A 5,323-nucleotide genomic window follows, 5' to 3' on the forward strand; every position below is an offset into this window, starting at 1 on the left:
CCCCTTTCCCGCGGGTGAGGGTCCCCGTCACCGCGGCGGCACGAGCCGCTCCCCGCGGTCCCCTGTCACGGCGGCGCGAGCCGCTCCCCGCGGCCCTCCGTCACGGCGGCGCGAGCCGCTCCCCGCGGCCCTCCGTCACGGCGGCGCGAGCCGCTCCCCGCAGCCCTCCGTCACTGCGGCGCGAGCCGCTCCGCCAGGCCGGGCTGGGCGTCCAGCCAGGTGCGGACGGCCTGCTGCTCCTTGCCCTTGCTGGTCTCCTGGATCTCCGCCTCAAGGCCGGTGAGCTGCTTCTCGGTGAGCTTGAAGCCCTTCAGCCAGGCGCCGACCTCGGGGTTCTCCTCGCTGAAGCCCTTGCGGGCCAGGGTGTGGACGCCGTCGCCCTCGCCCCACACGCCCTTGGGGTCGGCGAGCTTCGTCAGGTCGTGGGCGGAGTAGGCCCAGTGCGGGGACCAGAGGGTGACGACGACCGGTTCCTCGCGCTCGTACGCGCGCTTCAGCTCGGCGAGCATGCCGGGCGTGGAGCCGTCGACGACCTCGTACTCGCCCTCCAGGCCGTACTCCTTGAGCACCTTCTCCTTGAGGATGCCCATCATTCCGGCGCTGGGCTCGATGCCGACGATGCGGCCCTTGAAGCGGTCGCCCTTGCCCTTGAGGTCGGCGAGGGACTTCACGTCCTTCACGTAGGAGGGGACGGACAGCTCCAGCGAGGTCGGGCCGTACCAGGAACCGAGGTCCTCCAGCTTGTTCCCGTACTTCTCCAGGTACTGGGCGTGGGTGACGGGCAGCCAGGCGTCGGTCTGGAAGTCGAGCTGCCCGCCGGCGAGGCCGGTGTACAGCGCGCCGGCCTCCAGCTGCTTGGTCTCGACCTCGTAGCCGCGGCGCTCCAGGAGCTCCTTCCACAGGTAGGTCGAGGCGATGCCCTCGTCCCAGGGGATGTAGCCGATGCTGATCTTCTTGCCGTGGCCGGCGCCCGTGCCGGAGGCGGCGGTCGAGGTGGCGCCGGAGCCGCCGAGGAAGCCGGAGCCGCCCGCGACGAGCGCGAGGACGACGATGCCGACGAGCGCGGTGACGGGCTGCGGGCGGTGCGCCCACAGCCGCGCGGTGCGGTGGCGGGCCGTGACGGCGCGCGCCTTGGCGAGGGCGCGGCGGCCGAGCGGGGAGACCTGGCGGCCGAGCGCGCCGGTCATCCGGTCGAGGTACATGGCGAGGACGACGATGGAGACGCCGGCCTCGAAGCCGAGGCCGATGTCGACGTTGCCGATGGCCTTGTACACGGCGCCGCCGAGTCCGCCGCCGCCGACCATGCCGGCGATGACGACCATGGAGAGGCCGAGCATGATCACCTGGTTGACGCCGGCCATGATCGTCGGCACGGCGAGCGGCAGCTGGACACGGAAGAGGGTGTCGCGCGGGGTGGTGCCGAACGCCTCGGCGGCCTCGACGAGTTCGGCGTCGACCTGACGGATGCCGAGCTCGGTCATCCGGACGCCGGGCGGCAGCGCGAAGACGATGGTGGCGATGATGCCGGGGACGACGCCGACGCCGAAGAAGATGATGCCGGGGATGAGGTAGACCATCGCCGGCATGGTCTGCATGAAGTCGAGGACGGGGCGCAGCACGGCGCTGACCGTCTTCGACCGGGCCGCCCAGACGCCGAGCGGGACGGCGATCACCAGGGTGACGAGGGTGGCGACGAGGACCAGCGAGAGCGTCGCCATCGCCTCGTCCCACAGCTGGACGGAGTCGACGAGGGCGAGCCCCGCGAAGGAGAGCAGACCGGCGGCGAGACCGCGCAGCCACCAGGCGACGACGGCGAGGATGCCGGCGAAGAGCAGCGGCTGCGGCGCCGACAGGACGGCGTCGATGCCGTCGTACAGGCCGGTGATGCCGGAGCTGACGGCGTCGAAGAGCCAGGAGAACCGCGCCTGGAGCCAGTCGACGGAGCCGTCGACCCAGGAGCCGAGGGGAAGCTCAGGCATGGACGGTCACCTCCTCGGCCGAGAGCCCGCCCATCACGGCGAGCAGCTTCTCCTTCTGTACGACTCCGAGGGTGGAGCCGCCGGGGTCCCGGACGGTCACCGGGTGCGGGCCCGCCGCGGCGAGGGCGCACAGGTCGGCGAGGAGCGTGTCGGGGCCCACGACCGGGGCGTCCGGGGAGACGGGGTCCTCGGCGGCGGTCATCACGGCGGAGGCGGTGAGCACCCGGGAGCGGTCGACGTCCTGGATGAAGGAGGCCACGTAGTCGTCGGCGGGCCGGACGAGGATGTCCTCGGCCGAGCCGAGCTGCACGATCCGGCCGCCGCGCATGACGGCGATGCGGTCACCGAGGCGCATGGCCTCGTTGAGGTCGTGGGTGATGAAGACGATGGTCTTCTTCAACTGCTTCTGGAGCACCAGGAGCTGGTCCTGCATGTCGCGGCGGATCAGCGGGTCGAGGGCGCTGAAGGACTCGTCCATGAGCAGCAGGTCGGCGTCGGTGGCGAGCGCCCGGGCCAGGCCCACGCGCTGCTGCATGCCGCCGGAGAGCTCGTCGGGCCAGGACTTCTCCCAGCCGGCCAGGCCGCACAGTTCCAGCGCCTCGGCGGCGCGCTTCTCGCGCTCGGCGCGCGGGACGCCCTGGACCTCCAGGCCGTAGCCGGCGTTCTCCAGCACGGTGCGGTGGGGGAAGAGCGCGAAGTGCTGGAAGACCATGCTGACGCGGCGGGAGCGGACCTCGCGCAGCGCGCGGGGGGAGAGCGCGGTGAGGTCGTCGCCGTCGTAGAGGACGCGGCCCGCGGTCGGTTCGAGCAAGCCGTTGAGCATGCGCAGCAGGGTGGACTTTCCGGAACCCGAGAGGCCCATGACCACGAAGATCTGGCCCGGTTCGACCACGAACGACGCGTCGACGACGGCGGCGGTGAGGCCGTCCTCGCGGAGCTCGTCGCGGTCGGCGCCGTTCACGAGGGCACGGACGGCCGCGGTCTCGTCGGCGGGGCGTCTGCCGAACACCTTGAACAGGTGGTCGGCCTGGAGCCTGGACACATTCACCTCACGGGTAGCAGGGAGAACGGCCCGCCACCCCCGCGACCGGGCCGTTGGAACGGGGCGGGATCTGCCCGCGACACCCGTCGCGTACGGGGCCCATTGCCTGGGGCCCCTTACCGGGTCCGCTCCGGGCACGCGCCTGCCCGGGCCCCCCGAGGCCAAACGCAAAGGTGACGGGGGTCACGGAGACGCCGGAAGGCGATACTCCGCGCGCCCGCCGACGGCTACCGCCACCGAGGGTCCGGGCCAGTGGCGTTGGGATGCCGTGCCGGTGGGGTGCCGGTGCCGGTGGGGTGCGACCGCCGTCGGTCCGGGTCGGTGTCGGTGGGGTGCGGCATGATCGGGGTGTGACGCGACGCCTGATGCTCCTGGACACCGCCAGCCTCTACTTCCGCGCGTACTTCGGCGTGCCGGACTCCGTCCGGGCCCCGGACGGGACGCCGGTGAACGCCGTGCGGGGGCTGCTCGACTTCATCGGCCGGCTGGTGCACGACCACCGGCCGGACGCCCTCGTGGCCTGCTGGGACGACGACTGGCGCCCCCAGTGGCGGGTGGACCTGATCCCCTCCTACAAGGCGCACCGGGTGGCCGTGGAGACGGAGACCGGGCCGGACGAGGAGGAGGTCCCCGACACCCTCTCCCCGCAGGTGCCGGTGATCGAGGAGGTGCTCGCCGCGCTCGGCATCGCCCGGATCGGGGCCGCGGGGTACGAGGCGGACGACGTGATCGGCACGCTGACGGAGCGGGCGAAGGGCCCGGTGGACATCGTCACCGGCGACCGCGACCTCTTCCAGCTCGTCGACGACGAGCGGGCGGTCCGGGTGCTGTACCCGCGCAAGGGCGTCGGCGACTGCGACCTGGTGGACGACGAGCTGATCCGGACGAAGTACGGGGTGCGCCCCGACCGGTACGCGGACTTCGCCGCCCTCCGCGGCGACGCCAGCGACGGCCTGCCCGGCGTGAAGGGCATCGGCGAGAAGACGGCCGCGCAGCTGATCACCGAGTACGGCGACCTGGCCGGCGTGCGGGCGGCCGCCGAGGACCCCACCTCGAAGCTCACCCCGGCCAAGCGGCGCGGGATCGTGGAGGCGGCGGCCTATCTGGACGTGGCGCCGACGGTGGTCCGGGTCGCCCGGGACGTACCGCTGCCCGAGTTCGACCCGACGCTGCCCGCGACCCCGCACGACCCGGCCGCCCTGGACGCGCTGACGGCCCGCTGGAACCTCGGCGGGGCCGTGAGCCGGCTCCTGCCGGTCCTCGCGGGCCGGCACGCCGGGAGGTGACCGGCCGGAGACCGCCGACTGACGCGACCGGCCGGGGGATGCTAACTTAGGCATACCTAAGTCTCAGGTGTGCCTCACGGCGCGCCCCCAGGCAGTCAGGAGAGTCCGCCGTGGCAGAGCAGCCGGCCCGCAAGGCCCCCAGGGCCACCGAAGCCCTCGTGGTGCGCACCGAGCGGATCACCCCGCACATGGTGCGGGTGGTGCTCGGCGGACCGGGCCTGGACGGTTTCGACGTGGGGGCCTTCACCGACCACTACGTGAAACTGCTCTTCGCTCCCCAGGACGTGACCTACCCGGAGCCCTTCGACATGGAGCGGATCCGGGCCGAGTACCCGCGCGAGCAGTGGCCGACCACCCGCACGTACACGGTGCGGGCCTGGGACGCGGTGCACCGCGAGCTGACGCTGGACTTCGTGGTCCACGGCGACGAGGGCCTGGCGGGGCCCTGGGCGGCCCGCGCCCAGGTCGGCGACACGGTGCGGTTCCTCGGCCCCGGCGGCGGCTACACCCCGGACCCGGCGGCGGACTGGCACCTCCTCGTCGGCGACGAGAGCGCGCTGCCGGCGATCGCCGTGGCCCTGGAGCGGCTGCCCGCGGGCGCCCGGGTGCACGCCTTCGTCGAGATCGAGGACGCGGCCGACGAGCAGAAGTTCGCGACCGAGGCGGGCGTCGAGGTGACCTGGCTGCACCGCGCCGGCCGCCCGGCCGGCGCGGCGCTGGTCCAGGCCGTGCGGGAGCTGGACTTCCCCGAGGGCGACGTGCACGCCTTCGTCCACGGCGAGGCGGGCTTCGTGAAGGAGCTCCGCCGCCACCTGCGCATGGAGCGTCTGGTGGAGCGCGAGCGCCTCTCCATCTCGGGCTACTGGCGCCTGGGCAAGACGGACGAGGACTGGCGCGCGATCAAGCGCGAGTGGAACGAGCAGGTGGAGCGGGAGCAGGAGCCCTCGCCGGCCGCCTGACCCGACCGACGACACCCCCGGAGGGAGGGGTGGGGGGGGGGGGGGGGCCCCCCCCCC

Annotated in this window: 4 protein-coding genes; 2 read left to right on the top strand and 2 right to left on the bottom strand. The window is 73.3% G+C overall.

All coding sequences use genetic code 11. The features are described 5' to 3' along the window. Positions 1-170: 170 nt before the first annotated feature. Both ACFQ8C_RS36405 and ACFQ8C_RS36410 read right to left on the bottom strand, forming a co-directional pair. Positions 171-1,979 (bottom strand): ABC transporter permease/substrate binding protein, encoded by a 1,809-nt coding sequence (locus tag ACFQ8C_RS36405; protein WP_383466165.1) that lies wholly within the window; start codon positions 1,977-1,979, stop codon positions 171-173. Beyond that, positions 1,972-3,021 carry a glycine betaine/L-proline ABC transporter ATP-binding protein gene (locus tag ACFQ8C_RS36410; RefSeq protein WP_383466166.1) on the bottom strand — a complete coding sequence of 350 codons (1,050 nt, stop codon included), beginning with the start codon at positions 3,019-3,021 and terminating at the stop codon, positions 1,972-1,974. The genes ACFQ8C_RS36405 and ACFQ8C_RS36410 overlap by 8 nt, the downstream gene beginning before the upstream one ends. A gap of 365 nt (positions 3,022-3,386) precedes the next feature. Here ACFQ8C_RS36410 and ACFQ8C_RS36415 point away from each other — a divergent pair, with 365 nt between their 5' ends. Next, entirely contained in the window at positions 3,387-4,307 is a 921-nt protein-coding gene (locus ACFQ8C_RS36415; protein ID WP_383466169.1) for a 5'-3' exonuclease H3TH domain-containing protein, read from the top strand. Between the two features lie 110 nt (positions 4,308-4,417). After that, a complete protein-coding gene (locus ACFQ8C_RS36420; protein ID WP_383466168.1) occupies positions 4,418-5,266 on the top strand; it encodes a siderophore-interacting protein in 849 nt (282 codons plus the stop codon). The last annotated feature ends 57 nt before the right edge of the window (positions 5,267-5,323 follow it).

Origin of the sequence: Streptomyces sp. NPDC056503 (assembly GCF_042794995.1) — a bacterium.
Taxonomy (GTDB): Bacteria; Actinomycetota; Actinomycetes; order Streptomycetales; family Streptomycetaceae; genus Streptomyces.